Origin of the sequence: Sphingomonas zeicaulis, from assembly GCF_050433225.1 — a bacterium.
In the GTDB taxonomy this organism is placed as follows: domain Bacteria; phylum Pseudomonadota; class Alphaproteobacteria; order Sphingomonadales; family Sphingomonadaceae; genus Sphingomonas_D; species Sphingomonas_D zeicaulis.
This window is the reverse complement of record NZ_JBNPXQ010000007.1, coordinates 150,207-174,689: the sequence shown is the minus strand read 5'-3', so window position 1 is coordinate 174,689 and position 24,483 is coordinate 150,207. Positions and strand designations below refer to the sequence as shown.

Annotated in this window: 24 protein-coding genes and 1 other RNA gene; 10 read left to right on the top strand and 15 right to left on the bottom strand. The window is 66.1% G+C overall.

Translation table 11 applies throughout. The features are described from left to right. Positions 1 to 13 precede the first annotated feature (13 nt). From FHS96_RS21080 to FHS96_RS21060, 5 genes are all read left to right on the top strand, one after another. Positions 14 to 370 carry a DUF6491 family protein gene (locus FHS96_RS21080; protein WP_429596382.1) on the top strand — a complete coding sequence of 119 codons (357 nt, stop codon included), beginning with the start codon at positions 14 to 16 and terminating at the stop codon, positions 368 to 370. Between the two features lie 46 nt (positions 371 to 416). Continuing rightward, the gene (gene truB, locus FHS96_RS21075) at positions 417 to 1,301 is read left to right on the top strand and encodes a tRNA pseudouridine(55) synthase TruB (RefSeq protein ID WP_429596379.1); all 885 of its coding nucleotides are present in this window, start codon (positions 417 to 419) and stop codon (positions 1,299 to 1,301) included. Positions 1,302 to 1,326: 25 nt separating this feature from the next. After that, positions 1,327 to 1,596 carry a 30S ribosomal protein S15 gene (rpsO, locus tag FHS96_RS21070; RefSeq protein ID WP_429596377.1) on the top strand — a complete coding sequence of 90 codons (270 nt, stop codon included), beginning with the start codon at positions 1,327 to 1,329 and terminating at the stop codon, positions 1,594 to 1,596. Positions 1,597 to 1,807: 211 nt separating this feature from the next. After that, positions 1,808 to 4,138 (top strand): polyribonucleotide nucleotidyltransferase, encoded by a 2,331-nt coding sequence (gene pnp / locus FHS96_RS21065; protein ID WP_429596374.1) that lies wholly within the window; start codon positions 1,808 to 1,810, stop codon positions 4,136 to 4,138. A gap of 170 nt (positions 4,139 to 4,308) precedes the next feature. After that, positions 4,309 to 5,250 (top strand): sensor histidine kinase, encoded by a 942-nt coding sequence (locus FHS96_RS21060; protein WP_429596370.1) that lies wholly within the window; start codon positions 4,309 to 4,311, stop codon positions 5,248 to 5,250. Between the two features lie 342 nt (positions 5,251 to 5,592). On the opposite strand, the gene ssrA is transcribed toward FHS96_RS21060, so the two are convergent. Further along, positions 5,593 to 5,933, bottom strand: a transfer-messenger RNA (tmRNA) gene (gene ssrA / locus FHS96_RS21055). Continuing rightward, the gene (locus tag FHS96_RS21050) at positions 5,901 to 6,698 is read right to left on the bottom strand and encodes an N-formylglutamate amidohydrolase (RefSeq protein WP_429596367.1); all 798 of its coding nucleotides are present in this window, start codon (positions 6,696 to 6,698) and stop codon (positions 5,901 to 5,903) included. Before FHS96_RS21050 ends, ssrA begins: the two co-directional genes overlap by 33 nt. A 7-nt stretch (positions 6,699 to 6,705) precedes the next feature. Between FHS96_RS21050 and FHS96_RS21045 the strand changes: the two genes are divergently transcribed. From FHS96_RS21045 to FHS96_RS21030, 4 genes are all read left to right on the top strand, one after another. After that, positions 6,706 to 7,638: a transglutaminase family protein gene (locus FHS96_RS21045; protein ID WP_429596364.1), complete on the top strand. Its 933-nt coding sequence runs from the start codon at positions 6,706 to 6,708 to the stop codon at positions 7,636 to 7,638. A 2-nt stretch (positions 7,639 to 7,640) separates the two neighbouring features. Continuing rightward, positions 7,641 to 8,450 (top strand): transglutaminase-like domain-containing protein, encoded by an 810-nt coding sequence (locus tag FHS96_RS21040; protein WP_429596361.1) that lies wholly within the window; start codon positions 7,641 to 7,643, stop codon positions 8,448 to 8,450. A gap of 23 nt (positions 8,451 to 8,473) precedes the next feature. After that, the gene (locus FHS96_RS21035; RefSeq protein WP_429596358.1) at positions 8,474 to 8,905 is read left to right on the top strand and encodes an RrF2 family transcriptional regulator; all 432 of its coding nucleotides are present in this window, start codon (positions 8,474 to 8,476) and stop codon (positions 8,903 to 8,905) included. A gap of 100 nt (positions 8,906 to 9,005) precedes the next feature. Continuing rightward, positions 9,006 to 9,392 carry a response regulator gene (locus FHS96_RS21030; protein ID WP_429596355.1) on the top strand — a complete coding sequence of 129 codons (387 nt, stop codon included), beginning with the start codon at positions 9,006 to 9,008 and terminating at the stop codon, positions 9,390 to 9,392. Between the two features lie 22 nt (positions 9,393 to 9,414). Here FHS96_RS21030 and FHS96_RS21025 read toward each other — a convergent pair whose 3' ends face one another. The 11 genes from FHS96_RS21025 to FHS96_RS20975 form a co-directional block, all read right to left on the bottom strand. Next, a complete protein-coding gene (locus tag FHS96_RS21025) occupies positions 9,415 to 10,980 on the bottom strand; it encodes a sensor histidine kinase (protein ID WP_429596352.1) in 1,566 nt (521 codons plus the stop codon). 40 nt (positions 10,981 to 11,020) lie between these two features. Next, on the bottom strand, positions 11,021 to 11,704 hold the full coding sequence (locus FHS96_RS21020) for a Fe2+-dependent dioxygenase (protein ID WP_429596350.1): 684 nt from the start codon (positions 11,702 to 11,704) through the stop codon (positions 11,021 to 11,023). A 56-nt stretch (positions 11,705 to 11,760) separates the two neighbouring features. Continuing rightward, the gene (gene ligA, locus FHS96_RS21015) at positions 11,761 to 13,878 is read right to left on the bottom strand and encodes an NAD-dependent DNA ligase LigA (RefSeq protein ID WP_429596347.1); all 2,118 of its coding nucleotides are present in this window, start codon (positions 13,876 to 13,878) and stop codon (positions 11,761 to 11,763) included. A 48-nt stretch (positions 13,879 to 13,926) separates the two neighbouring features. Beyond that, on the bottom strand, positions 13,927 to 14,553 hold the full coding sequence (gene maiA / locus FHS96_RS21010) for a maleylacetoacetate isomerase (RefSeq protein WP_429596344.1): 627 nt from the start codon (positions 14,551 to 14,553) through the stop codon (positions 13,927 to 13,929). A gap of 206 nt (positions 14,554 to 14,759) precedes the next feature. Next, positions 14,760 to 15,446: a transcriptional repressor LexA gene (lexA, locus tag FHS96_RS21005; RefSeq protein ID WP_429596341.1), complete on the bottom strand. Its 687-nt coding sequence runs from the start codon at positions 15,444 to 15,446 to the stop codon at positions 14,760 to 14,762. A 57-nt stretch (positions 15,447 to 15,503) separates the two neighbouring features. Beyond that, the gene (locus FHS96_RS21000; RefSeq protein ID WP_429596338.1) at positions 15,504 to 16,685 is read right to left on the bottom strand and encodes a molybdopterin molybdotransferase MoeA; all 1,182 of its coding nucleotides are present in this window, start codon (positions 16,683 to 16,685) and stop codon (positions 15,504 to 15,506) included. Next, positions 16,682 to 17,155: a cyclic pyranopterin monophosphate synthase MoaC gene (gene moaC, locus FHS96_RS20995; RefSeq protein WP_429596335.1), complete on the bottom strand. Its 474-nt coding sequence runs from the start codon at positions 17,153 to 17,155 to the stop codon at positions 16,682 to 16,684. The genes FHS96_RS21000 and moaC overlap by 4 nt, the downstream gene beginning before the upstream one ends. Next, positions 17,152 to 17,940: an indole-3-glycerol phosphate synthase TrpC gene (gene trpC, locus FHS96_RS20990; protein ID WP_429596332.1), complete on the bottom strand. Its 789-nt coding sequence runs from the start codon at positions 17,938 to 17,940 to the stop codon at positions 17,152 to 17,154. Before trpC ends, moaC begins: the two co-directional genes overlap by 4 nt. Then, on the bottom strand, positions 17,940 to 18,932 hold the full coding sequence (gene trpD, locus FHS96_RS20985) for an anthranilate phosphoribosyltransferase (protein WP_429596329.1): 993 nt from the start codon (positions 18,930 to 18,932) through the stop codon (positions 17,940 to 17,942). Before trpD ends, trpC begins: the two co-directional genes overlap by 1 nt. Next, positions 18,929 to 19,516 carry an anthranilate synthase component II gene (locus FHS96_RS20980; RefSeq protein ID WP_429596327.1) on the bottom strand — a complete coding sequence of 196 codons (588 nt, stop codon included), beginning with the start codon at positions 19,514 to 19,516 and terminating at the stop codon, positions 18,929 to 18,931. Before FHS96_RS20980 ends, trpD begins: the two co-directional genes overlap by 4 nt. A 69-nt stretch (positions 19,517 to 19,585) precedes the next feature. Beyond that, on the bottom strand, positions 19,586 to 21,532 hold the full coding sequence (locus FHS96_RS20975; RefSeq protein ID WP_429596324.1) for an alpha/beta hydrolase family protein: 1,947 nt from the start codon (positions 21,530 to 21,532) through the stop codon (positions 19,586 to 19,588). 139 nt (positions 21,533 to 21,671) lie between these two features. Here FHS96_RS20975 and FHS96_RS20970 point away from each other — a divergent pair, with 139 nt between their 5' ends. Next, positions 21,672 to 22,790 carry a PQQ-dependent sugar dehydrogenase gene (locus FHS96_RS20970; protein ID WP_429596321.1) on the top strand — a complete coding sequence of 373 codons (1,119 nt, stop codon included), beginning with the start codon at positions 21,672 to 21,674 and terminating at the stop codon, positions 22,788 to 22,790. Between the two features lie 4 nt (positions 22,791 to 22,794). Here FHS96_RS20970 and FHS96_RS20965 read toward each other — a convergent pair whose 3' ends face one another. Continuing rightward, positions 22,795 to 23,592 carry a PhzF family phenazine biosynthesis protein gene (locus FHS96_RS20965; RefSeq protein WP_429596319.1) on the bottom strand — a complete coding sequence of 266 codons (798 nt, stop codon included), beginning with the start codon at positions 23,590 to 23,592 and terminating at the stop codon, positions 22,795 to 22,797. Then, entirely contained in the window at positions 23,589 to 24,446 is an 858-nt protein-coding gene (locus FHS96_RS20960; protein ID WP_429596898.1) for a cation diffusion facilitator family transporter, read from the bottom strand. The genes FHS96_RS20965 and FHS96_RS20960 overlap by 4 nt, the downstream gene beginning before the upstream one ends. Positions 24,447 to 24,483: the final 37 nt, after the last annotated feature.

The following is a 24,483-nucleotide window of genomic DNA, read 5'->3' as shown; positions in this document are numbered from 1 at the left end:
GGAAGGACGATCTATGATCCGGACCATCCTCGCTGCCGCCGCCCTCAGCCTCGCCGCTCCCGCGCTCGCCGAAGACGCGCCCCCGCCGCCCGCCGGCGAGCAGGTTTCGATCCCGTTCGCGTCGCGCGACATTATCGAGTGGAAGAACGATGGCGCTCGCGGGCTGTTCATCCGCGCCAATGGCAAATGGTATTATGCGCAGACGCAGGCCGACTGCCGCCGCATGATCCCCTCGATCGGGCTCGGCTTTGAAACCAGCCCCGGCGACCAGCTCGATCGTTACAGCGCGATCCACGCGCAGGGCTGGCGCTGCCAGCTCGACAGCGTCACCCGGTCCGAAGGGCCGCCGAAGAAGCATCGCAAGGGCTGACGACGCAGAGGCTGACAAACCCCTTGGGTGCGGTTAGGGCGCCGCGATGCACGGCTGGATCATTATCGACAAGCCGGTCGGGCCGGGCTCGACCGATATCGTTTCCCGCGTCAAGCGCGCGTTGCGGCAGGGCGGCTATCCCAAGTTCAAGATCGGTCATGGCGGCACCCTCGATCCGCTGGCGAGCGGCGTGCTGCCGGTCGCGATCGGCGAGGCGACCAAACTTGCCGGCCGGATGCTCGACAGCGACAAGGTCTATCGGTTCACGATCGGCTTCGGCGTAGAAACCGACACGCTCGATGCAGAGGGCAAGGCCGTTGCGACCAGCGATGTCCGGCCTGATCTCGCTGGGCTGCAGGCGGTGCTGCCGCGCTTCACCGGCCCTATCGAACAGATGCCGCCGGCCTATTCCGCGCTCAAGGTCGATGGCCAGCGCGCTTATGACCTTGCTCGCGCCGGCATCGAAGTAAAGTTGGCGGCCCGCGCGGTGACGATCCACGGACTGTCGATCGTCGATGCGGCGTTGCCCGATGCGGTGACGCTCGAGGCCAGCGTCTCCAAGGGTACCTATATCCGTAGTCTTGCGCGAGACATCGCGCAGGCGCTCGATACTGTCGGCCATGTCACGATGCTGAGGCGCACCAAGGCGGGGCCGTTCGGGCTGAAATCCGCGATTTCGCTGGACATGCTGGACGAATCCGCTATGGCCCGCCGACTTGAAGAGGTCACCTTGCCACTGACGGCGGGGCTGGACGGTATCCCGGCTCTAGACGTCACCCCCGACCAGGCAAGGCTGCTCCGCCAGGGGCAGAAGCTGGTCGGGATCGCTGCAATGCCGGGCCTGTTGCTGGCTACCGAGCGCGACGCGCCGGTTGCGCTGGTGGAGGCGGAAGGACGTGAAGTCCGGGTGGTGCGCGGCTTCAACCTTTAGCGAGATACCGAAGGAAAGAGACAAGATGACGATTACCGCCGAGCGCAAGGACGCGCTGATCAAGGACAATGCCCGCTTCGAAGGCGACACCGGCAGCCCCGAGGTCCAGATCGCGATCCTCACCGAGCGGATCACCAACCTGACCGAGCACTTCAAGACCCACGCCAAGGACAACCATTCGCGCCGCGGTCTGCTGATGCTGGTCAACAAGCGCCGTTCGCTTCTCGACTATCTGAAGAAGAAGGACGGGACGCGCTACACGGATCTCATCGCGAAGCTCGGCCTTCGCAAGTAACAAAGAGCCCCGCTCGCGGGGCTCTTTTTGCATTCCGGCGAATGCCGGGATCTTCAAGAAAGGCGCCGGGGATCGGCGCCTGAAAAGGACGGGACGAACGGCAATCCGGCCGGTCGCTCAACCAGGGACGAGGCTTCGTTCCGAACCGTGCGGGCCGGAAAGCCCGCAGATAGGCCCCGGCGGCATAGGGCTGCCGGCAGAAGGAATTCAGATGTTCGATACCAAGAAGGTAAGCATCGGGTGGGGCGGACAGACCCTTACGCTCGAAACGGGCCGTGTCGCCCGCCAGGCCGACGGCGCGGTGATCGCGACGCTGGGCGAGACCGTGGTGCTCTGCGCGGTGACCGCCGCCAAGGCCGTGAAGGAAGGGCAGGATTTCTTCCCGCTCACCGTTCACTACCAGGAAAAATATTCCGCCGCCGGTCGCATTCCGGGCGGCTTCTTCAAGCGTGAGCGCGGTGCGACCGAGAAGGAGACGCTCGTCTCCCGCTTGATCGACCGCCCGATCCGCCCGCTTTTCCCGGAAGGCTTCTACAACGAGATCAACTGCATCGCGCAGGTGCTCTCCTATGACGGCGAGAATGAGCCGGACGTGCTGGCGATGGTCGCCGCGTCCGCGGCGCTCACGCTGTCGGGCGTGCCGTTCATGGGGCCCATCGCGGCTGCCCGCGTCGGCTACAAGGATGGCGAGTATCAACTCAACCCGACCGATGCGCAGATCGATGAGGGCGAACTCGACCTCGTCGTCGCCGGCACGCATGACGCGGTGATGATGGTCGAATCCGAAGCCAAGGAGCTCTCGGAAGAAATCATGCTGGGCGCGGTGATGTTCGCGCATCGCAACATCCAGCCGGTGATCGACGCGATCATCGATCTGGCCGAGCAAGCCGCCAAGGATCCGTGGGAAATGGCCGCGCAGGCCGATGTCTCGGCGGCCAAGACCAAGCTGAAGAAGCTGATCGGCGCCGACATCACCGCCGCCTACAAGCTGACCAACAAGTCGGCCCGCTCGGAAGCGCTCGCCGCAGCCCGCGCCAAGGCGAAGGAAGCGTTCAGCGACGCGACCCCGCAGGACCAGATGGCGGCGATCAAGCTGGTCAAGAAGCTGGAAGCCGAGATCGTTCGCGGCGCCATCCTGAAGACCGGCATCCGCATCGACGGCCGCGACACCAAGACAGTCCGCCCGATTCAGGCCGAGGCGCATTTCCTGCCGCGCGCGCATGGCTCGGCGCTGTTCACCCGCGGCGAGACCCAGACCATCGCCACCTGCACCCTTGGCACCAAGGATGCGGAGCAGATGATCGACGGCCTCACCGGGCTGCACTACGAGCATTTCATGCTGCACTATAACTTCCCGCCCTACTCGGTCGGTGAAGTGGGCCGCTTCGGCGCTCCGAGCCGTCGCGACGTCGGCCATGGCAAGCTGGCGTGGCGTGCACTGCACGCGGTGCTGCCGACCAAGGACGAGTTCCCCTACACGATCCGCGTCACCAGCGACATCACCGAGTCCAACGGCTCCTCGTCGATGGCCACGGTGTGCGGCGGCAGCCTCGCGATGATGGATGCCGGCGTGCCGATCAAGCGTCCGGTTTCGGGCATCGCGATGGGCCTGATCCTGGAAGGCAAGGACTTCGCCGTTCTGTCCGACATCCTCGGCGATGAGGATCATCTCGGCGACATGGACTTCAAGGTCGCGGGCACCAGCGAGGGCATCACCAGCCTTCAGATGGACATCAAGATCGCCGGCATCACCGAGGAGATCATGAAGGTCGCGCTCGAGCAGGCGAATGCCGGCCGCGCGCACATCCTGGGCGAGATGGCCAAGGCGCTCGATCACACCCGTGAAGAGCTGTCGGCCCATGCGCCGCGCATCGAGACAATGCAGATCGACAAGACGAAGATCCGCGAAGTCATCGGCACCGGCGGCAAGGTGATCCGTGAGATTGTCGCCACCACCGGCGCCAAGGTCGACATCGACGATGAGGGCCTGATCAAGATCAGCTCGTCCGACGTCGCCCAGATCGAGGCCGCCCGCGCCTGGATCCTCGGCATCGTCGAAGAGCCCGAGGTGGGCAAGGTCTACAACGGCAAGGTCGTCAACCTCGTCGATTTCGGCGCTTTCGTGAACTTCATGGGCGGCCGTGACGGTCTCGTCCACGTCTCGGAGATCAAGAACGAGCGTGTCGAGAAGGTTGCGGACGCGCTGACCGAAGGCCAGGAGGTCAAGGTCAAGGTTCTCGAGATCGACAGCCGCGGCAAGGTTCGCCTGTCGATGCGTGTCGTCGACCAGGAAACCGGTGCCGAGCTGGAAGACACCCGCCCGCCGCGCGAAGAACGTGCGCCGCGCGGTGATCGTGGCGATCGCGGTGATCGTGGCCCACGTCGCGATGGCGATCGTGGCCCGCGTCGTGATGGCGGTGGCCGTCGTGATGGCGGCGGTGGCCGTGGTGGCGATCGTGGTCCGCGCCGCGAGCGTTCGGAGAAGGATGACGGCCCCGAGCCCGAATTCGCGCCGGCGTTCTTGAAGCGTGACGACGACTGATCGTCTGCGCCTCAGTGGGAAAAAGAGAGGGGTGCCGTTCGCGGCGCCCCTTTTTCTTTGCGACGATCAGAGGGCGGCGGCGCTGGCACCCGCGATAGACTGTGCTAAGCGGTCGACGGGGGTAGTGGCGGGCGATGCGCAGGACGGGTTTCTTTCAACGATTGCCGCTGTTGGCCGAACGTCCGCTTATGGCGCTTGCGGCAACCGCGGCACTTCTCGCGATCGCCTACCTTATCCGCCGCGCGGCCGATCCGTTGCTGCCCGTGGGCTTTCCCTATGCCACCTTCTTCCCGGCGGTGGTTGCGGCGGCAGTGCTGTTCGGGCTGCGAGCGGGCATCGTCGCAGCCATCGTCGGCGGTGCGCTTGCGTGGTATTATTTCATCCCGCCCTATCACAGCTTCGCCATCAACACCGTCGCGATCGCGGCGATGGCGCTCTACACGTTCGTCGTCGTTACCCAGATTGCGTTGGTGGAGCTGATGATGGCCGCCAATCGCCGGCTGGCCAAGGAACGCGAGACAAGCGCGCTGCTGTTCCGCGAGCTCCAGCATCGCGTATCCAACAACATCCAGATGGTCGCCGCGCTGCTGAGCTTGCAGAAGCGGGGCATCACAGATCCGGAGGCGAGTAACGCACTGGACGAAGCTGCGCGCCGGCTGGGGGTGATCGGGCGGATCAGCCGGCAACTGCACGATCCCGATGGCGGCAGCCTTGGGCTCCGGCCCTTCCTCGAACAACTTTGTGCCGATATCGTCGAGGCCAACGGACGTGACGGGGTAAGCCTTGAGATCGACGCACCGCCCGATCTGCGGCTGGAGCCGGACGCGGCAATCCCGGTCGCGCTGATCGTGGCCGAGGCCGTCGCCAATGCTATTGAGCATGGCTTTGCGGGGCGTCCGCATGGCCGGATCACGGTTCAGGTGGTGAGCGACACACGCGGAATCGTCGTCAGCATCCGCGACGATGGCCATGGTTTGCCGGCGGGGTTCTCGCTTGATGTGTCGACGAGCCTGGGATTGAGGATCGCATCGATGCTGGCAAAGCAGCTCAAGGGGCGATTCGAACTGCGGGCCCAGAACGGCACCGAAGCGCGGCTCTCGATCCCGCACTGAACCTGTCAGCGCCGCAACCTGACGAGCAACGCGTTCCCCCGACATCAAAAGACCGGCGCGATGCTGTGCACCACGCCGGTCCATGTGCGACCCGATTGGCTCGGTTTCTGACCTCTGCTCACCATCCGGTACCAGCGAACAAAGCAGATTGTTCCTGAACCTCAGGCAACGAAGGCCGTTGTCGGGACGGATAGAACTGTTTTAACGATGAACCAAATGACATTTCGGTAACATCGGTCAGCGGGCTGCGTCGTTACCGTTTCAAGATCGAAACGGTCGGCCCACGCATCGGAAAGCAAAAAAGGTCGGGGGGTTCTGTTGCCCGGCCCCCCCGGAGCCGCTGGAATCCGCTTCTGTTGCCCGGTGCGGCCCGAACCGCGTTCAAGCCTTGTAATCTAAGCCGTTAGGCCTTGATTACGCGGCAATCGCGAGCGCCTCGTTGTCGTTGGCACTTGTGGTTTCGAGCCTTTAACGGGTTACTCAGCCCGGGCAAAAACACCGTGTCCGTCCGCACGTCGATCCTAGTTCGGCCCCGTCAGGAGCCCCCGTTGCCGGGGGTTTCTGGTGGAGCCGCCGGGTACCGCCCCCGGGTCCGCTGCGCCGAAGCGCGGTATCATTTATCGCCATAGCCGGCCGAAGCCGGCACTTCCCTATATAGGCAAAGTTGCAGCGAAGGGAAGGGCGGCGGGAAGCAGTCTCGCAAGGCGCGCCGCCCAGCCCGCAATATCTTGTCCGGATGCCAGCAAGTCCTGGCGTATCTCGAGCTCCAGGTAGGGCAGCTGCGCGGGATAGGCGTGACGCGGCACGCTGTGGTCGGTCGCGTCCATGCGATAGGGCTGGTTGTCGCCCACGATCAAGTCGGGCTCCGAATCCAGCGCCGCGAGCATGGCACGTGCAAAGCGCGTATCGCCGGCATCGTGCAGCACGCCGGCATGCCAGGGGCGGGCGATGCCGCCCATTACCGGCGTGAAGCTGTGCAGCGAGACCAGCACGACAGCGCTGCCATTGGCTCGGCGATGCGCGATCAGTGTCGCAATCGCGGCATGATAGGGCGCGTGTATCGCCACAATACGGTCGGCGCGGTCGGCGGCGGAAAGCGCGGCATTGCCAGGGATTACGGTGCCATCGCTGACCGCCGGCATAGCGTCCGCCGCGTTGGGGTCGCGATTGCAGTCGATCACCAGCCGGGAATAGGTCTGCGCGACGAAGGGGGCGTCGAGCGCCGCCGCCAGCAGCATGCCCAGCCGCGCGGTGCCGATGTCACGGCCAATGTGCCGGTCGCGCTCGGCGGGGCTCACCCCCAACCCGTCAAGCCGGGCAGGCACGGCATCACCGGCATGGTCGCCGATCAGCAGGAACGATGCCCGCCCTTCGGGGTTGATGATGGTGAAGGGCGGCGGATCATCGGGTCCGATCAGTGCCGCCGGTCGCATATCCTCTTGAGCCATGCCGGCGATGCCTCTCCTCAATCTCTCCCACCTCACCACCTACAACTACAAGAAGCCGGTTTCGTTCGGCGAGCATCGCATCATGGTCAGGCCGCGCGAGAGCTATGACCAGCATGTGCTCGATGCCACCCTCGATATCCATCCGCAGCCGTCCGAACTGCGCTGGCTGCATGACGTGTTCGGGAATTCGGTGGCGATCGCTACTTTCGATCGCCGTGCGGACAGGCTGGTATTCGACAGCCGCGTGCGCATGCGCCACCGCCCCGCCGACCTGCACGACGTGCATATCGAGGACTATGCGCGCACCTATCCCTTCACCTATTCGTCCGAAGATATGCCGGATCTGCTGCGTTCGATCGAGCGCCAGCATCTCGATCCGTTGCGCCGGATCGACCAGTGGGCGCGCCGCTTCGTCAACGACAGCGGCCCGACTGAGACGCTGGCGATGCTCAAGGCGATGACCGCAGCGATTCGCGAGGAATTCACCTATGTCGCTCGACACGAGAAGGGCACGCAGAGCCCGATCGAGACGATGACGAGCCGCAAGGGCACCTGCCGCGATTATGCGATGTTCATGATCGAGGCGGTCCGCGCGCTGGGTTTCGCCGCGCGGTTCTGCTCGGGCTACGTATACAGCATGAAGCCGCGGACGCAGCAGCGTGTCGGTGGCGGCAACACCCATGCCTGGGTGCGCGTCTATCTACCCGGTTCTGGCTGGGTCGAGTTCGATCCCACCAACGGGATCATCGGCAATCATGACCTGATCCGCGTCGCCATCGCTCGGGATATCTACACCGCGGTGCCGATCTCGGGCACCTGGATGGGATTCCCGGGCAGCTTCATCGACATGACCGTCTCGGTCGATATCGAGGTCGAGACCGAAAGCGATACCGACGTGCGTGAGCCGGTGGCCCAGGGCGCCGCTGCGGTGGAGGAATGAGCATGCCCATCCGCGCCGGCTATGAGATCCGCTACGAAACCGAGGTTGCGACGCCGATGATGGCGATGCTCAGTGTCCATCCGTCGCGCCATCAGGATCTGCTGACGCCGCACCGCATCGTCGCCACCCCCGACGTGCCGATGTATGATTATGTCGATGGCTTCGGCAATGTCTGCACGCGGCTGACTTTGCCGCCGGGCAGCTTGACCCTGTCCTGCGATTTCCTGATCGAACAAACGGCACCGGCGGAGCCGCTGACGGCCGACGCGCGCTGCCATGCGGTTGCCGACCTGCCCGACGAGGTGCTCGTCTACCTGCTGGGCAGCCGATATTGCGAGACCGACCGGCTGGCGGATGTCGCATGGTCGCTGTTCGGCGGGTTGCCGCGTGACGCCGCGCTCGTACGGGCAATCCTCGATCATGCGCGCGGGCGTCTCGACATCGGCTACCAGCATGCGCGGCCGACGCGGACGGCGTTCGAGGCCTATCGCGAGCAGGTCGGCGTCGCCCGCGATTTCGCGCATCTGGCGATCGCCCTGTGTCGCTGCATGAACATCCCGGCGCGATACTGCTCGGGCTATGTCGTGGACGACGGCGATGCGCCGGTCGATTTTGCCGCCTGGCTGGAAGTCTATGTCGGGCAGCGGTGGCACGCCTTCGATGCCGTGCAGGAGCGCATCGCGGGGGAGCATATCCTGATGGCGCAGGGCCGCGACGCAACCGACACCGCTTTCACCACCAGCTTCGGGCGCGCGACGCTCACCGATTTCGAGGTTAGAGCGGCTATCGCCTCCGATCCGCTTGTGCGGTGACGCTCAGCCCTTATCTTTAGCTTATGTTGACCCAGCGCTCACGCTATGCCCTGCGTGCGATGATCGTGCTGGCGGCCGTGCCGCGGGACGGTCGACCGGTGGCGATGGCGCGGATCGCGGTCGAGGCGCAGGTGCCGCGCAAATTCCTCGAATTCATCCTCGCCGATCTGCGGGACGCCGGGCTGGTGGACAGCCAGCGCGGCAAGCTGGGCGGCTATCGGCTGGCGCGTGCGCCGCATCTGGTGAGTTTCGGTGAGATCATCCGCGTGATCGAAGGGCCGCTGGCGCTGGTCCCTTGCGTTAGCCGTACCCGCTATCGGCCTTGCGCGGATTGCAGGGATGAAGCGGCTTGCGCCATCCGCCACGCGATGGCGCGGGTACGCGACGATACCGCGCGCATCCTCGACGGCACCAGCCTGGCGGACGCGAACAGCAGCGCGCTTGAGGCCGCCTGATGCGGCATGCGCGCCACCATCGCGAAAAATTCTTCGAGTAACGGATATCAAAGGCTGTTCACGCATTCTTCGGCATCACTACCGACCAGAATGCGGGAAGATGAGCAAACGTTTCCTGATCGTCGAAGACGAGATTTTCGTTGCGCTCGATATGGAGCATATCCTCACCTCGTTGGGTTGCGAGGTCGTGGGCATCGCCGCCGATCAGGAAACAGCAATGTCGCTGGGCGCCGCGGCCGATGCGGCACTGGTCGACGTCAATCTGCGCGATGGCCAGACGGGCCCTGAAATCGGTCGCCGACTCGCCCGTGAATTCGGCGTGCGGGTGGTTTTCGTCACCGCCAATCCTGCTCAGTTGGGCGATGGGATCGAGGGTGCGCTCGGTGTGGTCAGCAAGCCGATCTCGGACAATTCGCTGATCGCAACGGTGAATTATCTCGCCGTTCCCGACGCTGTGCCCCCCAGCGAACTTCGGCTTTTCGCCTGACGATTTCGCCCGTCTCCGGCCTTCAGTGCCGCACAAGCGACGCCGCCGGCACCGATACCTCGACTTCGAGCCCCGACGACTGCCAACGCCGTTCGAGCGTGCCCTTTAGCTGGGCCTCAACGCTGAGCGCGATCAGGCGGCCTCCAAAGCCCGCGCTGCCCTTGCCGTCGGTCACGACCGGCGGACCGTCATGCTCGGTCCAGCGAAAGCGATAGGTGTCGCCCTCTTCGGCGATCGACAGATCGACATGGCCGGCGATATTGGACAGCGCACCATATTTCGCCGCATTGGTGGCCAGTTCGTGGAACAGCAGGGCCAGCGGCGTTGCCGAGCGATCGTCAACATCCGGGTTCGCACCGGCGATCAGCACGCGCGGCTGGTCTTCCGCGCGATAGGGGCTGAACAGCGCTTCCAACAGCCCGTGCAGCGCGGAGCCGACCAGCGATGGGCGAGACACTTCGCTATGCGGCCGCACGAAATCATGCGCGCGGCCAAGCGCCATGATCCGTTCGCGCAGATCGTCGGCGAGCGGCTGGATCTCTGGCCGGGCGCGCGCCGAAAGGCTGACGAGGCCCGCGATCACCGCGAAGATATTCTTGATCCGGTGGCTGAGCTCGTGCGCGACGATGTCGCGCTGCTCGATCGACTGCTTGGATTCGTGGATATCGGTGCAGGTGCCGAACCAGCGAGTGATTGCGCCCTTGTCGTCGCGCATCGCCAGTGCACGCCCCAGGCTCCACCGATAGGCGCCGCTGCGGTCGCGCAGCCGATATTCGATCTCATAGGGCTCGCCGGTTTCCAGAGAGTGCCGCCAGACCGCCCAGGCGCGTTCCTGATCTTCGGGGTGGATCATAGTGTTCCATCCCGCGCCATCGGTCGAGCCCATCGCCACGCCGGTGAAATCATACCAGCGGGCGTTGTAGTAATCATGATAGCCGTCAGGCAGCGTCGACCAAACCATCTGCGGCATAGTGTCGGCGAGCAGGCGGAACTTCTCCTCGCTTTCGGCGCGCGCGCGTTCGGTACGTTGGCCCTGCGCTTCATGCTCGATATCCTGCCGGCGCAGCGCCAGCCGCGCCATCACCTGCGCCGCGAGCACATTCAGCCCCTGTCGCTGCAATGGCGTGAGCCCGTCGCGCGGCTGGGTGTCGATCACGCACAGCGCGCCCAGCGGCACACCCTCGGGCGTGCGCAGCGGCGCGCCGGCATAGAAACGGATGCCGAGGCCTTCGGTGACGAGCGCGTTGTCGGCAAAGCGTGGGTCGCGCCTCGCGTCGGACACCACCATCAGCTCGTCGCCGCGCATCGCATGGTCGCAGAATGACAATGATCGCGCTGTTTCGGCGGCGTCGAGCCCGGTGCGCGCCTTGAACCATTGCCGGTCGCGGTCGACGAAGCTGATCAGCGCGGTCGGCACCTCGCACAGTGCTGCGGCGAAGGCGACGATCTCGTCAAAACCCTGTTCAGCGGGCGTATCCAATATGCGATAGGCCGCGAGCGCGTCGAGCCGTTGCTGTTCGTCGAGTATCACGCCGGTTCGATCTTCCCTGTGTGTCCACCCAACGCTTCGTCCCCCGAAAGGAGCCATGCGGCATGGGTGATCGAATGTCGACAGCAGGTGATCCTGTTCAGCATTCCGCCCAGCGCCGCAGCAAATTATGGTAGCAGCCGGTGAGCGTGACGAGCGAGGGGTGGTCGTCGCCCACGTCGGCGCGCAACCGCTGGATCGCCATGTCCATATCGAACAGGATGCCGCGCTGGGCATCCTCGCGGATCAGGCTCTGGATCCAGAAGAAGCTGGCAACGCGCGCCCCCCGGGTAATCGGGGCCACCCGGTGCAGGCTGGTCGCAGGATAGAGGATCATGTCACCTGCCGGTAGCTTCACCGACTGCGCGCCATAGACATCCTCGATCAGCAGTTCGCCGCCATCATAATCCGCGGGATCGGCAAGGAACAACGTTGCAGACAGATCAGTGCGCACGCGCTCTCCGGTGCCCGGAACGACCCGGATCGCGTTGTCGACATGCGTGCCGAAGTCATGTCCGCCCTCATAGCGGTTGAACAAGGGCGGAAACACGCGCGCCGGCAGCGCCGCCGCCTGAAACAGCAGGCTGCGCGCCAGCGCCGCCTCGATCGCCGCGCCCAGTTCGCGCGCCGTTGCGGAATCCTCCGGCAGTTGCAGGTTGCGCTTGGCGATGGCCGACTGATAGCCGGCAGTCACCTTGCCGTCCGCCCAGGGCGCGGCGGCCAGCACCTGCTGAAACCGCGCGAGCGCCGCGCCATCCAGCACCTTCTCGATATGGAGGATCATGGATGGCTGATAACGGCTCGCAATAGACGGAGCAATGGGACGTTCTGTCCCATCCTTCATCCCGCCGCGGCGACGATCTCCGCCCACTGTGCCTCGGTCGCCACCCTGATGCCCAGATCGGTCGCCTTCTTGAGCTTGGAACCCGCGCCGGGGCCGGCAACGACGAGATCGGTCTTGGCCGAGACCGAACCCGAGACCTTGGCGCCGAGCGCCTCCGCCTGCGCCTTGGCCTCGTCGCGGCTCATCGTCTCCAGCGTGCCGGTGAACACCACCGTCTTGCCGCTGACCTCGGAGGCGCGGGTTTCGTGGACCACGTCCGACGGAGAAAGGCCGGCGGCGCGCAGCGCGTCGATCACGTCCCGGTTGTGCGCCTCGTCGAAGAAGTCGAGCAGCGCGTTGGCGACTTCGGGGCCGATGCCGGCGGTGTCGATCGCAGCAACGGTCGCCTTGTCGCGACGGATCACGAACTTGCGTTCGGGCTCGGCCGGGGTTGGCTCCAGCCCGCTGCGCGCTGCGCGCGCGGCCTCGATCATCGCCATGAAGGTTTCGAACGAGCGATAGCGGCGCGCGAGATCGCGCGCGGTCGACACGCCGACATGGCGGATGCCGAGCGCGAACAGCACGCGGTTGAGCGGCGCATTGCGGCGCTCGTCGATCGCCTTGATAAGATTGTCGACCGAGGTTTCCGCCCAGCGTTCCCGCTCCAGCAATTCGGCGCGCTTCTCGTGCAGGCGGAAGATGTCGGCGGGAGACTCGATCAGCCCGTCGTTGAAAAAGCTCTCGATCGTCGTGCCGCCGAGCCCCTCGATGTCGAGCGCGGCGCGCGACACGAAGTGGCGCAGCCGCTCGACCCGCTGCGCCGGGCAGATCAGCCCGCCCGTACAGCGAATGTCGACCTCGCCCTCCTCGCGCACCGCGTCAGACCCGCAGGCGGGGCAGTGGGAGGGGAAAATGAAGACGGGACGGTCCTCGTTGCGGGTCAGAACCTCGACGATTTGGGGGATGACGTCGCCCGCCCGCTGGACGACGACGCGGTCGCCCGGCCGCGCGCCCAGCCGCTCGATCTCGTCGGCATTGTGCAATGTCGCGTTGGTGACGACGACGCCGCCCACCGTCACCGGCTCAAGTCGCGCGACAGGCGTGAGCTTGCCGGTGCGGCCGACCTGGATGTCGATCGCGCGCAACGTCGTCTGCGCGCGTTCGGCGGGAAATTTGTGCGCGATCGCCCAGCGCGGCGCCTTGGCGACGAAGCCCAGCCGCTGCTGCCAGTCGAGCCGGTCGACCTTGTAGACGACGCCGTCGATGTCGAACGGCAGGTCTGCGCGCTGTGCCTCGATGCGACGGTAATGCGCGAGCGCGGCTTCCACCTGAACGCATTCGACGAGCAGGTCGCTGACCGGCAGCCCCCAGCTTTCGATTGCGCGCATCACGCCATGCTGAGTTTCTGCGGGCAGCGCCGACACCTCGCCCCAGCCATGGGCGAGAAAGCGCAGGGGGCGTGTGGCGGTGATCGCCGCATCCTTCTGGCGCAGTGATCCGGCGGCGGCGTTGCGCGGATTGGCGAACTGGCGCGCCTTCTCCGGATCGCCGGCCTCGGCGAGCAGGCGCGCATTGAGTGCGGCGAAATCGGCTTTGGCCATATAGACCTCGCCGCGGACCTCGAACACGTCCGGTACGCCGTCGGGCAGTTGTTCGGGAATATCGGCGATGGTGCGGACGTTGGGCGTTACGTCCTCGCCGATCTGGCCGTCGCCGCGGGTCGCGGCGAGCACCAGCCGGCCCTTCTCGTAGCGCAGCGAGCAGGAGAGGCCGTCGATCTTGGGCTCCGCGGTCAGCGCAACGCGATCGCCCTCGCCGAGCGCGAGGAAACGGCGGACGCGGAGCACGAATTCTATGACGTCGGCATCGTCGAAGGCGTTCTCGAGGCTGAGCATGGCACGCGCATGCGTTACCTTGGCGAGCACACCGGTCGCTTGCGCGCCGACCAGCCGCGACGGTGAATCGTCGCGGATCAGGTGCGGGAATTCCGCCTCCAGCGCCGTGTTACGCCGGATCAGCGCGTCATAATCGGCGTCGCTGATCTCCGGCGCGTCCTGATCATGATACAGGCGGTTGTGGTGGGCGATCTCGCTGGCGAGATGGGCGAGTTCGGCTGCGGCTTCCTCGTCGGTCATGCCGCCCCTCTCCCACCGGTGCCGCCCCGGATCAAGTATCCCCGCGCGCTACTTGACCTGATCCGGATGCGCCGCGGCGAATGCCTCGATTTCCTGCCCGGCGGCATCGATGCGGACGAGCGTCGGCATATCGTCGAGCGGGAGCGCGAAGCGGCGGGCATTATACATCTGGGGGACAAGGCAGACGTCGGCCATGTCGGGCGCGTCGCCGCCGAGGAAGCGCCCGGATCCGACGGCGGATGCTTCGAGCGCGAGCAGTCCCTCACGCAGCCAGTGGCGATACCAGTCGTCGCGCGCAACGTCGTCGATGTCGAATTCGCGCTTGAGATGCTTGAGCACGCGCAGGTTGGTGAGCGGATGGATATCGGCGACGATCATCAGCGCTTGCGCCAGCGTCTTCGCGCGGCGCGCGGGATCCTTCGAGACCATCGGCGGATCGGGATAGTTGGCGTCGAGATAGTCGATGATCGCCAAGCTCTGGGTCAGTTCGAGCCCGTCGATCTCAAGCGTTGGTACAAAGCCCTGCGGGTTGCGTGCCAAATGCGCGGATGAGCGTTGCTCGCTCGCCAGCAGATCGACCGCCACCCGCTCATAGGCGATGCCTTTGAGGTTCAGGGCGATGCGAACGCGATAGCTGGCGGATGACCGCCAATAGTCGAACAGGCGAATGGGCATCGTCTCTCCACGCGGCACGGATTGCTCGTGCCTTCAGGTTGCCGCCGTACCACTCCCTTCCCCCTCTGGGGAGAGGGCGGGGGAGAGGGGAAATCGCGCCAAGCGGAGAGCCAGTTCAGCATCGCGATGCTGCATATTCTGCTGATCGCGCCGCGCTCGATCTGCCTTACCCCAACCCTTCACTGAAGGGAGGGAGTTAAACCCCATCAATGATAGCGGCGTAGCAGCCCGGCCAGCTTGCCCTGGATCCGCACCTGGTCCGGCGCGTAACGCTGCGGATCATAAGCGCGGTTCGCTGGATCGAGGCGGACCATTGAGCCTTCGCGGCGGAAATATTTGAGCGTCGCTTCAGCGTCTTCGACCAGTGCAACGACGATTTCGCCGTCGCGGGCGACGTCTGTGCGGCGGATCAGTGCATAGTCGCCATCGAGGATGCCGGCCTCGACCATCGAATCCCCGGAGACTTCCAGCGCATAATGATCGCCGGTGCCGAGAAGTGCGGCGGGCACCGAGAGCATGCGATCGCTCTCCATCGCCTCGATCGGCACGCCGGCGGCAATGCGGCCATGGAGCGGAATCTCGATCACGTCGTTCGCGGCGATCGGAAGCGCGCGGGCCGGAGCCTTGGCAGGCGCTACCGCCGGGGCGGGGGCCGCCGCGGCCGGCTTGCGCTCGGCACGCTCGGGCATCTTGACGACTTCGAGCGCGCGGGCGCGGTTGGCGAGGCGGCGCAGGAAGCCGCGTTCCTCAAGCGCACTGATCAGGCGGTGAACGCCGGACTTGGACTTGAGGTCCAGCGCCTCCTTCATCTCCTCGAACGACGGCGACACACCGGTCTCGGCGAGACGGTCGTGGATGAAGCAGATCAGCTCATGCTGCTTGCGGGTCAACATCGCCAGCACCTTCCAAAGGAACGAATGGCGAACGCGTAACCCGCGGAACAAAAGGTGTCAAGCGAGTGGCAGGAACAAGCACGACTCGCCGATTTGTGCGGGGTTGGCATGAGCCTCGCGAACGATCAGGGCGTCGGCGCGGGCAAGCGCACGCATTGCGGCGCTGTCCTGCGTCGCGCCCGGAACCAGCCGCCCGTCAATGATGGCCGCGCGCACATATTCGGCGCGATTGGCCGTCGCCGGCAGGTCGCCACCGAGAATGCCCGGCAGCGGGACGGGCGCGGGCCGCGCCGCGCCGGAAAGCGCCGCGACCAGGGGGGCCAGGAACAGGCTGGCGGTAACAAATGCGGAGACCGGATTGCCCGGCAGGCCGAGTGCAACGGCGGTGCCGAGCCGCCCCGCCATCAGCGGCTTGCCCGGTTTCATCGCGATCCGCCAGAAATCGATTTCGGCACCGGCGGCGATCAGCGCGGGGCGAACAAGGTCATGATCGCCGACCGATGCGCCGCCGGTGGTCACGAGGATGTCGGCCTCGACCGCGCGGAATGCGCCCGCCAGCACGTCGAGCCGGTCGGGCAATATGCCGAGGTCGACGATCTCGACGGGAAGCCCCGCAAGCAGTCCGCGCAGCATCGGGCCGTTTGAGGCTGGCAATACGCCCTCCACCAACGGTGCTCCCGGCGGTGCCAATTCGTCGCCCGTCGAGACGGTCGCGACGCGCACGCGGCGGCGGACTTGCAGGTGGCCGTGACCGCTCATCGCCGCAAGGCCGAGTTGCGCCGGTCCCAGCCGCACGCCGGCTTCGATGAGCACATCACCGCCAAGGAAGTCCGAACCGGCGCGGCGGATATGCGCACCCCTGCGCAACGGCCCCTCGCCATCGAGCCACAGCGCATCGCCGTCGCGCCGCGCCTCTTCCTGCAACAGCACGGTGTCGGTACCCGCGGGCAGCGCCGCACCAGTGAAGATGCGGACCGCCTGGCCCGGGCCGACCTGCCCCTCGAATGGGCGTCCCGCCGCGCTTTCGCCGATCACCGTCAGCTTCTGGTCGAGCTCTGCGAACCGCAGCGCGTAGCCGTCCATCGCGGAGAGATCGTGCCAGGGCTGCGTGCGCAGCGCGGCGATCGGTGCGGCGGTCCAGCGGCCTGCGGCGTTGTCGATCGCGATGCTTTCGACAGTCACAGGCGGCACCAGCGCGAACAAACGGGCCTGCGCCTCGCTGACGGGCAGCAGGCTCATGCGTCCGCGTGCCAGTCCCCGGACTTGCCGCCGCGCTTGGCGAGAAGCCGGATGCCCTCGATCCGCATCGCCTTGTCGAGCGCCTTGGCCATGTCATAGACGGTGAGCAACGCGACCGAGACCGCGGTCAGCGCCTCCATCTCCACGCCGGTCTGCGCGGCGATCCGCGCGGTAGCGGTGGCAGCGACGCCTTCGTCGGTCACGTTCAGGTCGATCTCCACCGACGACAGCGGCAGCGGATGACAGAGCGGGATCAGATTGCTGGTCTGCTTGGCGGCCATGATCCCGGCGATGCGCGCCACTGCGAGGACATCGCCCTTCTTGACCAGTCCGTCTCGGATCGCGTCGCGGGCTTCGGCGCTCATCAGGATGCGGCCCTCGGCCACCGCCTCGCGCGTGGTGACGGCCTTCGCCGATACATCGACCATCCGCGCCGCGCCATCGGCATCGAGATGGGTCAGGCCGCTCATCCGGCGATCAGCGCGCGGGTTGCCGCCTCGACATCGTCGTGCCGCATAAGCGCTTCGCCAACGAGGAAGCAGCGCACGCCGCGCGCCGCCATCGCATCGAGATCGCTCTTGTCGCGCAAACCGCTTTCGGCGACGAAGGTACAGCCGGCGGGGGCGCGATCGACGAGTTCGTACGTGCGCTCGAATGAGATCGAGAAATCGCGCAGGTCGCGATTGTTCACGCCGATCAGCCGTGATTTCAGCTTCAGTGCGCGTTCCAACTCATGGGCGTCATGCACCTCGATCAGCGCGTCCATGTCCCAGCGGATCGCCTCCGCCTCGATATCGGCCATCTGCGCATCATCGAGCGCGGCGGCGATGATCAGGATGCAGTCCGCGCCCAGCGCACGCGCCTCCGTCACCTGCCAGGGATCGACCATGAAATCCTTGCGCAGGCAGGGCAGCGACACCGCCGTGCGGGCAGCGACGAGATAATCGTCATGCCCCATGAAATAGGGTTCGTCGGTGAGCACGGAGAGGCAGGCGGCCCCGCCGGCCTGATAGGCCCGTGCATGGGCGGGCGGATCGAAATGCTCGCGGATCAGGCCCTTGGAAGGGCTGGCCTTCTTGACCTCGGCGATCAGCGCATGGCCGGTCGCCGCCTTCGCATCGAGCGCGGCGCGGAAGCCGCGCGGCGGCGTCGCGGCGCGGGCGCGCCCTTCCAGGTCAGCGAAGGCGATATGCGCCTTGCGCCGATCCACCTCGAGGCGCTTGGTCGCGCAGATTTCGGCGAGCATGTCGGTCATCAGAAGGAAATCCAGCAATCGAGCAGCGCGTTGGCGAGGCCGTTGTCGAGCACTTCGCCGGCCTCCTCCACCCCCTCCGCCCAGCCGTCGACGCGGCCGGCGACGATCAGCGCGGCGGCGGCGTTGAGCAGCACCGCATCGCGATAGGGACCGGTCTCGCCCCGCAGCAGTCGGCGCAGCGCGGCGGCGTTATAGGCGGGGTCGCCACCGTGGATGCTGCTGGTCGGGTTGGTCGGCAGGCCGATCTCGGCGGGCGAAATGCTGGTGGTGACGGGCAGGTTGCCAATCGCGGCGATGCGGCTGGGGCCGGCGCCCGAAAGCTCGTCCAGCCCTTCCTCGCCGGAGATCACCATCGCCGCCTCGGTGCCGAGCAGCGCCAGCGCCTCGGCATAGACCGGCACATAATCCGGGCGGGCGATGCCGATGAGCTGGCGGGTGACGCGCGCCGGATTGGCGAGCGGACCCATCAGGTTGAAGATCGTCCGCTTGCCGATCTTCCGCCGGATCGGCGTGATCCGCTTCATCGCCGGGTGGTGGTTGGCGGCGAACAGGAAGGCGATGCCGATCTCGTTCAGGCTTTCCTCGGCCAGCCGGCCGGCACGGTCGAGGTCGAGCCCCAGCGCTTCCAGCGTATCGGCGGCACCCGCCTTGGAGGATGCGGCGCGGTTGCCATGCTTGGCGACGGGCACGCCGCACGCCGCGACGATAATGGAGACTGCGGTGGAGACATTGAGGCTGTGGTGGCCATCGCCCCCGGTGCCGCACACGTCGACGGCGCCCGCAGGCGCGGAGACCGCGATCATCCGCTCGCGCATCGCCTTGGCGGCGGCGGCGATCTCGATGCTGGTCTCGCCGCGATCGGTAAGGCCGACGAGGAAGGCGATGATCGCCTCCTCGCTCGCCTTGCCGTCAAGGATGTCGGCGAAGGCGGCATAGGCGCTCTCGGTGGAGAGCGGTGAGGCGGTGTCGGGCAGCAGCGCGATCGTCGTCATGCGCGCTCCTTCACCGCGATGCCGGCGATCGCAAGGAAATTGGCGAGCATCGCATGGCCATGTTCGGTGGCGATGCTTTCCGGGTGGAACTGCACGCCGTGGATCGGCAGGTTCTCGTGGCGGAAGCCCATCACCGTGCCGTCGGCAGTGTGCGCGTTGACGATGAGCGAGGCCGGGATCTCCTCGACCACCAGCGAGTGATAGCGGGTCGCGGTGAAGGGAGAGGGCAGGCCGGCATAAAGGCCGGTGCCGTCATGCTCGACCGCGCTGGTCTTGCCATGCATGAGCTGCGGCGCGCGCACCACCTTGCCGCCGAAATGCTGGCCGATCGACTGGTGGCCGAGGCACACGCCGAGCAGCGGTCGCCCGGCATCCGCGGCGGCGGCGACGAGATCGAGCGACACCCCGGCCTCGTTGGGCGTGCACGGCCCCGGTGAGATCAGGAACGCCTCCGCGCCGGACGACAGCGCCTGGCCCGCGGAGATCGCGTCGTTGCGCACGACCTCCACCTCTGCGCCCAGCTCCATCAGATAATGGACGAGGTTCCAAGTGAAGCTGTCATAATTGTCGATGACGAGGATCATGCAAAGGGCCTTAGAACGTGGTGCGGCGCAACGGAAGGGGCGTGAACCCTTCCCGCGCGCGCCTACGCCTCAGGCCGGATTGTGCGTGTCCAGAAAGCGTCCCACGCGTTCGAGGAAATCCACCGAATTCTCCGGCTTTTCGAAGCCGTGCCCTTCGCCCTCGTAGATCACGTAGTCATGCGCCTTGCCGGCCTTGGTCAGCGCATCGTGCAGGCGGCGTGACTGTGACATCGGCACATTGCTGTCCTTCGATCCATGCGCGATCAGGATCGGCATGCTCATGCGGTCGATCGCCAGTAGGGGCGAGATCTGCCCAAGTTCGAACTTCTTGTCGCCCGCCACCCGTTCGCGCCAGTCGCTGAAGTAACGCGGCGCCGAAAACTGCTTGCGGTCATAGCGCAGCATTGCGCCCACATCGGAAATGCCAGCGAAACTGATCGCGCACCGGTAGATGTCGGGATTGCGCGCCGCCGCCCACATCGCGGCATAGCCGCCGAACGACGCGCCCATGATGCAGACGCGCTTCGCATCGGCGACGCCGCTGGTCGCGAGCCACTTGGCGCCATCGTCGATATCGTCCTGCATGCCGCGCCCCCAGGCGCCGGTGCCGCGCTCGACGAACGCCTTGCCGAACCCGGTCGAACCACGGAAATTGGGCTGCAGCACCGCATAGCCCTTGCTCGCGAGATACTGCACCCATGGGTCGAAGCCGAGCTCGTCGCGCGCGAAGGGGCCGCCATGCGGCATCACGATCAGCGGGAGATTCTTCGGGTCGCGGCCCGGCGGCAAGGTAAGATAGCCGCGGATCTCAAGCCCGTCGCGGGCCTTGTAGCGGACGGGTTTCATCGGCGCGAGCAGCTTGTCTGCTAGCCGGTCGAACGGTGTGAAGGCATGGGCCAGCACGTTGGTGGTCTTGTCGAACAGGAAATAGCGTCCCGGGTCGTCGGATCCGCCCGCCCACACCAGATAGCGCGTGCGATCGCGGTTCGTCGAAACGATACGAACGATGCTGCCCGGCAGCGCCTTGTTCAGCCGGGCCTGAAAGGATTTCAGCGCGGGGTCGAACCATTCGACCATGCCATGCTCGTCTGTATAGTAGACCGCGCGCAGCTTGCCGCTGGCGTCGATATCATAATCGTCGATATCGACCGCGGGGTTTTCATAGACCAGCTCGCCGAGCGCGTCGGTCCTGAAATCATAGCGGTAGAGCGAGAAGCGCCCGGCCGGGCTGGTCGCCACCGCATAGCCGCTGTCCTGTCCGGTGGCCGGTTCGAAACGATCGACCTCGGTACCGCCGCCGCCGGCCTTGCGCTGGATCGTGCGCTTGAACGGTGCGTCGGCGGTGCTGCGATAGAGGACCCACCAGCTGCCGCCCGAATGGCCGATGCCCCCGCGCACGACGCCGCTGGCATCCGCGAACCAGCGCCAGACATCCTGCGACTGGCTGACGATCTGGCGCGATTTGCCGGTGGCGAGGTCGATGCGGTGGACGGAAGGATAATCGTAGATCGTCGCCTGCGTGCTGAGCAGTATATAGGCGCCATCGGGATCGACATAGATCACGTCGTCGCCGTCGATGCCCTGCATCTTCGGGCCGGCGATGAAGGTATTGCGGGTGGCGATGTCGACCACAGCGACGCGGGTCATGCGCACCTCTTCGCCATTGAACTGGCTCAAACGGCTGATGCTCACCAGCAGCTTGCCGTTGCCCGCCCAGCGATACCATTCGATCTGATGGTCGGCATGCATCGGCAGCGCTTCGCTGGTGGTGTTCGTCGCCGAAAACGTGCTCACGACGATCGCCGTGCGGCCGGCGAGATGGCCGCGCGCCGCCATTCTGGCGCCATCGGGCGACAGCACGGGCAGGTTCATGAAGGGCAAGGCACCCAGATCGGCTGCGGTCGGCTTCGTCAGCGCGACAGGTGCCTCGGCCACAGCCGGCGCTGCGGGCTGCGCCGACGCAATTGCCGGCAGCGCCGCCCACAGCGTGGACGCCAGAAAAACGATCGATCGCATGTACCTGCCCCCGCAAGATCCCCGTGGCGGACGCTATGCGCTGCCCTGCGATCCATGCAAGAAGGGAAACGGTCCGTCATGGATGGATCCGCGCCACGCCACGGGCGTTGGCGGGCAAGGATAGAGGAGGGCCGAGATCATGGCTTCACTACGCGTGCTGTTTCCTGCGGCGGCACTGCTCGCCGCGTGCACCCAGACCGGCGTTTCGGCGCACGCGGATGGCGCGCGGCCGTTCAAGGCCGAGGTCGTGGCCGATCTCGATTCGCCCTGGGCGATGACCTTCCTGCCCGACGGGCGCATGCTGGTGACCGAGAAGCAGGGGCAGATGCTGCTGCTGTCGGCGGACGGCAAGAGCCGCGCGGTCGTTTCCGGCACGCTGCCGGTCGACAGCGCAGGGCAGGGCGCGCTGATGGATGTGGTGCTCCACCCCAAATTTGCCGAGAACAAGCTGGTCTATTTCAGCTTCTCCGAGAAGGGGCAGGGCGGCAAGGGCGTCGCGCTGGCGCGGGGCGTGCTGCAGGATGGCGCGTCGCCCGCGCTCGGCGATGTCCAGGTGATCTTCCGCGCAACACCTTATCTGGAGGGCAATGGCCATTATTCGGGCCGCATTGCCTTCGCGCCCGATGGCCATCTGTTCTTCACCAATGGCGAGCGACAGAAGTTCGATCCCGCGCAGGATCCCAAGGCGACGTTGGGTAAGGTGCTGCGCCTCAATGACGATGGCACGCCGGCGGTGAACAATCCGCTCGCCGCCAAGGGCTTCCACCCCGCGGTCTGGTCCTATGGCCATCGCAACCTGCTCGGCCTCGCCTTCGACGGCGCGGGCAATCTCTGGGAACAGGAAATGGGGCCGAAGGGCGGCGACGAGGTCAACCTCATCCGCCCCGGCCTCAACTATGGCTGGCCCAAGGCGTCGAACGGCGATCATTATGACGGCCGCGACATTCCCGACCATCGCGCGGGCGATGGATATGAACCGCCCAAGGTCTGGTGGAACCCGGCGATCTCGCCTGGTGGGCTGATGATCTATTCGGGCAAGCTGTTCCCGCAGTGGAAGGGCGATGCTTTCATCGGCGGCCTTTCCAGCAAGGCGCTGCTCCGCGTCGACCTTGACGGCACCAATGCGAAGAAGGGCGATCAATGGGATATGGGCGCCCGCATTCGCGAGGTGGAGGAGGGGCCGGACGGCGCGATCTGGCTGCTGGAGGACGGCGGCGAGTCGCAGGGCCGGCTGCTGAAGCTGACGCCGGCGGGCTGAACGGTCAGGTGCGCAGGACGCCCTCGATCATGGTGACGCAGCGGCCGCGCAGGATGGCGCGGTCGCCCTCGACCCGACAATCCATCCGGCCGCCGCGTTTCGAAGCCTGAAAGGCCGAGAAGCGGTCTCGGCCGAGCCGCGCCGCCCACCATGGCGCCATCACCGCATGCGCCGATCCGGTTGCCGGATCCTCATCCACGCCCGCGCCCGGCGCGAAGGCGCGGCTGACTATGTCCGTGTCGCCGCCGGGGGCGGTGATGATGGTCAGGATATTGCCCTCGGCCGCCAGCCGGCGGAAGTCGGGCATCACGCGCCGGACCGAATCCGCGTCCGCGAGCACCAACAGCGCATAGCCCTGCGGGTGCCACAGCGTCTCGACCGGGGCATGGGCGAGCTGCAGCGCGGCGACGATAGCTGGCAGCGGCTGTGGTGACAGCGCCAGCGCGGGCAGCGCCAGTTCATAGCCGTCCCCGCTGCGCGCCACTGTCAGCACGCCTGATCGTCGGGTGCGGAAGTCGACCTGGGTCAGCGCGGGATCGGCCGAAAGCAGGATGTGTCCCGCCGCCAAAGTCGCATGGCCGCAAAGCGCCACTTCGGTTGTCGGCGAGAACCAGCGCAGTTCGATGCCACCATCGTCGGTGGCGCGGTGCAAGGCGGTTTCGGGCTGGTTGGTCTCGGCGGCGATGGCTTGGAGAAGCGCATCCTCCGGCCACTCACCGTCGATCCGCACCACCGCTGCCGGATTGCCGGTGAAGGGGCGGTCGGCGAAGGCGTCGACCAGCGCGAAAGGCAGCTCCTTCACCCCAGTCGCGCCGTCTCGTCGGTTTCGGCGAGCGGGTTGCCGGGCTCGTCGACCTGCCCTTCGGGGTCGGGATGGATGATGATTTCGGTATCTGGAAAGGCCGCCTTTAGCCGCCCTTCCGCCGCTTCCATCAAATCATGTGCTTCCGCCACGGTCATCCGCGGATCTACCCAGATGTGGAACTGGACGAAGTCGGTATTGCCGCTGGTCCGCGTGCGCAGATCGTGAATGCCGATCAGGCCGGGTTCGGCGGCGGCGATCTCGAGGAAGCGCCGGCGCTTCTCCTCGGGCCACTCATGATCCATCAACTGGTCGATCGCGTGCGACGAAGCGCGCCATGCGCCATAGAGCAGCCACAGCGCGATCAGCACGCCGAACACGGGATCGGCACCGGGCACGCCGACATATTGGTCGAGCACCAGCGCCGCGATCACCGCGCCGTTGAGCAGCAGGTCCGACTGGTAATGGACATTGTCCGCGCCGATCGCGACCGACCCGGTCGCGGCGATTACCCGCCGCTGATAGGTCAGCAGCGCCGATGTGATGATCAGGGCGACGACCGAGACGGTGATACCATATTCGGCATTGGCGGTGGTCGAGCCTTCGACCAGCCGGTCGATCGCTTGCCAGCCGATACCGCAGGCGGAGGCGGTGATTACGATCACCTGGAAAAGGGCCGCCAGCGCCTCCGCCTTGCCATGGCCGAAGCGGTGGGTGCGATCGGCAGGGCGTGCCGCGACATGGACGCCGAGCAATGTGACCAACGAAGCGATCAGATCGAGCGCGCTGTCCGCCAGTGAGCCGAGCATCGCGACCGATCCAGTGCTCAGCACCGCCCAGCCCTTGAGCGTCATCAGCGCCAGCGCGGTGACGACGCTGGCAAGCGCGGCG

What these genes read in the sequence shown, in the direction of transcription:
- FHS96_RS21080 (WP_429596382.1), top strand. Translation starts at nt 14, where the DNA reads ATGATCCGGACCATCCTCGCTGCCGCCGCCCTCAGCCTCGCCGCTCCC.
- truB (WP_429596379.1), top strand. Translation starts at nt 417, where the DNA reads ATGCACGGCTGGATCATTATCGACAAGCCGGTCGGGCCGGGCTCGACC.
- rpsO (WP_429596377.1), top strand. Translation starts at nt 1,327, where the DNA reads ATGACGATTACCGCCGAGCGCAAGGACGCGCTGATCAAGGACAATGCC.
- pnp (WP_429596374.1), top strand. Translation starts at nt 1,808, where the DNA reads ATGTTCGATACCAAGAAGGTAAGCATCGGGTGGGGCGGACAGACCCTT.
- FHS96_RS21050 (WP_429596367.1), bottom strand. Translation starts at nt 6,698, where the DNA reads ATGGCTCAAGAGGATATGCGACCGGCGGCACTGATCGGACCCGATGAT.
- FHS96_RS21045 (WP_429596364.1), top strand. Translation starts at nt 6,706, where the DNA reads ATGCCTCTCCTCAATCTCTCCCACCTCACCACCTACAACTACAAGAAG.
- FHS96_RS21040 (WP_429596361.1), top strand. Translation starts at nt 7,641, where the DNA reads ATGCCCATCCGCGCCGGCTATGAGATCCGCTACGAAACCGAGGTTGCG.
- FHS96_RS21035 (WP_429596358.1), top strand. Translation starts at nt 8,474, where the DNA reads ATGTTGACCCAGCGCTCACGCTATGCCCTGCGTGCGATGATCGTGCTG.
- FHS96_RS21030 (WP_429596355.1), top strand. Translation starts at nt 9,006, where the DNA reads ATGAGCAAACGTTTCCTGATCGTCGAAGACGAGATTTTCGTTGCGCTC.
- FHS96_RS21025 (WP_429596352.1), bottom strand. Translation starts at nt 10,980, where the DNA reads ATGGCTCCTTTCGGGGGACGAAGCGTTGGGTGGACACACAGGGAAGAT.
- FHS96_RS21020 (WP_429596350.1), bottom strand. Translation starts at nt 11,704, where the DNA reads ATGATCCTCCATATCGAGAAGGTGCTGGATGGCGCGGCGCTCGCGCGG.
- ligA (WP_429596347.1), bottom strand. Translation starts at nt 13,878, where the DNA reads ATGACCGACGAGGAAGCCGCAGCCGAACTCGCCCATCTCGCCAGCGAG.
- maiA (WP_429596344.1), bottom strand. Translation starts at nt 14,553, where the DNA reads ATGCCCATTCGCCTGTTCGACTATTGGCGGTCATCCGCCAGCTATCGC.
- lexA (WP_429596341.1), bottom strand. Translation starts at nt 15,446, where the DNA reads ATGTTGACCCGCAAGCAGCATGAGCTGATCTGCTTCATCCACGACCGT.
- FHS96_RS21000 (WP_429596338.1), bottom strand. Translation starts at nt 16,685, where the DNA reads ATGAGCCTGCTGCCCGTCAGCGAGGCGCAGGCCCGTTTGTTCGCGCTG.
- moaC (WP_429596335.1), bottom strand. Translation starts at nt 17,155, where the DNA reads ATGAGCGGCCTGACCCATCTCGATGCCGATGGCGCGGCGCGGATGGTC.
- trpC (WP_429596332.1), bottom strand. Translation starts at nt 17,940, where the DNA reads ATGACCGACATGCTCGCCGAAATCTGCGCGACCAAGCGCCTCGAGGTG.
- trpD (WP_429596329.1), bottom strand. Translation starts at nt 18,932, where the DNA reads ATGACGACGATCGCGCTGCTGCCCGACACCGCCTCACCGCTCTCCACC.
- FHS96_RS20980 (WP_429596327.1), bottom strand. Translation starts at nt 19,516, where the DNA reads ATGATCCTCGTCATCGACAATTATGACAGCTTCACTTGGAACCTCGTC.
- FHS96_RS20975 (WP_429596324.1), bottom strand. Translation starts at nt 21,532, where the DNA reads ATGCGATCGATCGTTTTTCTGGCGTCCACGCTGTGGGCGGCGCTGCCG.
- FHS96_RS20970 (WP_429596321.1), top strand. Translation starts at nt 21,672, where the DNA reads ATGGCTTCACTACGCGTGCTGTTTCCTGCGGCGGCACTGCTCGCCGCG.
- FHS96_RS20960 (WP_429596898.1), bottom strand. Translation starts at nt 24,446, where the DNA reads ATGACGCTCAAGGGCTGGGCGGTGCTGAGCACTGGATCGGTCGCGATG.